This is a genomic window from Pyxidicoccus fallax (genome assembly GCF_012933655.1).
GTDB classification, from domain to species: Bacteria; Myxococcota; Myxococcia; order Myxococcales; family Myxococcaceae; genus Myxococcus; species Myxococcus fallax.
In genome coordinates, this window is sequence record NZ_JABBJJ010000655.1 from 1 (window position 1) to 2,355 (window position 2,355).

The 2,355-nt window shown below is 69.0% G+C and carries 3 protein-coding genes; all 3 read right to left on the reverse strand.

The features are described from left to right. Positions 1-83: 83 nt before the first annotated feature. The 3 genes from ccsA to ccmA are packed head-to-tail and all read right to left on the reverse strand — an operon-like array spanning position 84 to position 2,164. Positions 84-800, reverse strand: coding sequence for a cytochrome c biogenesis protein CcsA (gene ccsA / locus HG543_RS53160; protein WP_169352604.1), 717 nt, complete (start codon positions 798-800; stop codon positions 84-86). A 3-nt stretch (positions 801-803) separates the two neighbouring features. Then, positions 804-1,511 carry a heme exporter protein CcmB gene (locus HG543_RS53165; RefSeq protein WP_169352605.1) on the reverse strand — a complete coding sequence of 236 codons (708 nt, stop codon included), beginning with the start codon at positions 1,509-1,511 and terminating at the stop codon, positions 804-806. Next, positions 1,508-2,164, reverse strand: a complete 657-nt coding sequence (gene ccmA, locus HG543_RS53170; protein WP_169352606.1) for a heme ABC exporter ATP-binding protein CcmA — start codon at positions 2,162-2,164, stop codon at positions 1,508-1,510. Before ccmA ends, HG543_RS53165 begins: the two co-directional genes overlap by 4 nt. Positions 2,165-2,355 lie beyond the last annotated feature (191 nt).

Below are 2,355 nucleotides of genomic sequence, written 5' to 3' on the forward strand. Positions count from 1 at the left end.
GACATAGCCCCACCCGCCCTCGATACGGCCGCGGCCCACCTGGGCCAGCACGGCCATCATCAGCGTCGGAAGCAGCGTCATGGTCAGGCCACCTTCGTGGAGTTGTGGGGCACCGTCGTCACGGGCACGTCACCGGGGAGCGCGTCGGGGAGGGCCACCTCCGCCAGCCGCTCGGCCAGGGCCTGGCGGTAGCGCAGCACGAGGAAGAAGAGGGTGATGGCCAGCATGCCGAACGCGGAGACGCGCAGGGCCAGCACCATCTCCGGGTCCACGGTGCGGGGGCTGGACTGCACCTGGTGCAGGCTGCGCCACCAGCGCACGGAGAACCAGACGATGGGCAGGTTGATGGCGCCGATGATGGCCACCACCGCGCTCCACGTGGCGCGCTTCTCCGGGTCCTCCACGAAGCGCCGCAGCACGAGGTAGCCGGTGTACGTCACCAGCATGATGGCCTCCGACGTCAGGCGCGGGTCCCAGGACCAGTACACGCCCCACGTCGGCTTGCCCCAGATGGCGCCGGTAATCATGCCGGCGGTGCCCAGCACCAGGCCAATCTCCGCGGCCGCCTCCGCCGCGGCGTCCAGCTTCCAGCTCGCCTTGAAGAGGTAGGCGACCGCCGCCACGAAGTTGATGAACATGCCCAGCATGGCCATCCACTGGAGGGGAACGTGGACGTACATGATGCGCTGTACGTCACCCATCTCCCGGTCCGGCGGCGCCCAGGCCAGGCCCAGGTACCAGCCAGCACCGAGCAGGCCCAGCGCCGCCACGAGCAGGCCCCACTTGATGAACTTGTTCATCCTTCAGTCCTCGATGATGCGAGGGAACAGCACGAAGCCTACGCCCCAGTAAATCAGATTGAAGCCGCCCAAAAGCCCCAACCATGAGCCAAACTGATTCATGGGGTCTCCCTGCAGTACAAGGGTCGTCGCCTTGGCTGCGGAGAGGAGGGCCGGGATGACGAGCGGGAACAATAGCAGAGGGAGGAGAACGTCCCGTGCCCGGGCATTGCTGGAAATCGCCGCGTAGACAGTGCCTGGGGCGCTGAGGGCCAGACAGCCGAGCAGGAGGATGAGGCCCAGGTCGCTGAAGCTGGTGACGATGCGCACCCCGTAGAGGGCCACCATGACGGGGACGAGAAGGGCGCCCAGGGCCGTCAAGAGCAGGGTGTTGCCCAGGGCCTTGGAGAGGAAGATGGCGCGCGCGTCCGCGGGGGCGAGCCGCATGCCGTCCATGCACGCGTTCTCCGACTCGACGCGGAAGGACTCGCCCAGGGCGAGCACGCTGGCGAAGAGGATGGCCAGCCAGAAATAGCCGCCGGCGTTTTTTTCCAGCAGCTTCGTATCCGGCCCCAGCGCGAAGGAGAACATCAGCAGCGTGGCCAGCGCGAAGAAGATGATGGCGTTGAGGCGCGCGCGGGTGCGCCACTCGATGAGCAGGTCCTTGCGCAACAGCGCCAGCGTGGCCGTGAGGAGGCCGACGGCGCGGGGGCGGGGCGTGGCGGTGCTCATGCGGCCACCGCCCGTCCATCCTGCAGGTGCAGGCGCTCTTCACACAGCGTCAGCCCCTGCTCGATGAGGTGGGTGGCGAGGATGACGGTGACGCCGCTCGCCTTGAGCTCGGCGATGATGCGCTCCATGTCCTGGATGCCCTGCGGGTCCAACTCGCCGAAGGGCTCGTCGAGCAGGGCGAGGGTGGGGGCCTTCAGGAGCAGCCGGGCGATGGCCAGGCGCTTGCGCATGCCGGCGCTGAAGCTGCGCACCGGGCTGTCCGAGCGGCGGGTGAGGCCCACGCGGGTGAGCAGCGCGCTGGCGGCGTCCTGCGGCGAGGGGATGCCCAACAGGCGCGCCAGCACCACGAGGTTCTGGTGCGCGGTGAGGTCCTCGTAGAGGAAGCTGGCGTGGGACAACAGGGCCACGTCGCGGCGCACGGCGTCGCGGTCCGCCACGGCGTCGCGGCCCAGCACCTCCACGCGGCCGGCGGTGGGGCTGAGGGCGGTGGCCACGAGGCGCAGGAGGGTCGTCTTCCCGGAGCCGTTGTGTCCGGTAAGCAACAGAGAGCGGCCGGCGGGCAGCGCGTAGGTGAGACGCGCCAGGGCCCAGCGGCGCCCATATCGCTTGCTCACGTCGTGCAGCGCGAGCGCGGGGGCGGGGAGGGGTGGCATCGGCGGCTCGGATTCGTATCTGGAATCCGCACTGTCAGCCAGTGAAACCCGGGTGGACGGCAGGTCGGGGACAAGGCGGGCCCCCTGATCGGCAAAGCTTTTCCCTCCCATGTGGTCCGAGGTGCCCGCGTGGTGCGTCCGATTTCCACCGAAAGGAGCGTCCACCGCTCGCCAGCCCCCCAGCCCTGATG

Coding starts and splice junctions, on each gene's coding strand:
- HG543_RS53165 (WP_169352605.1), bottom strand. CDS start 1,511: ATGAGCACCGCCACGCCCCGCCCCCGCGCCGTCGGCCTCCTCACGGCC.
- ccsA (WP_169352604.1), bottom strand. CDS start 800: ATGAACAAGTTCATCAAGTGGGGCCTGCTCGTGGCGGCGCTGGGCCTG.
- ccmA (WP_169352606.1), bottom strand. CDS start 2,164: ATGCCACCCCTCCCCGCCCCCGCGCTCGCGCTGCACGACGTGAGCAAG.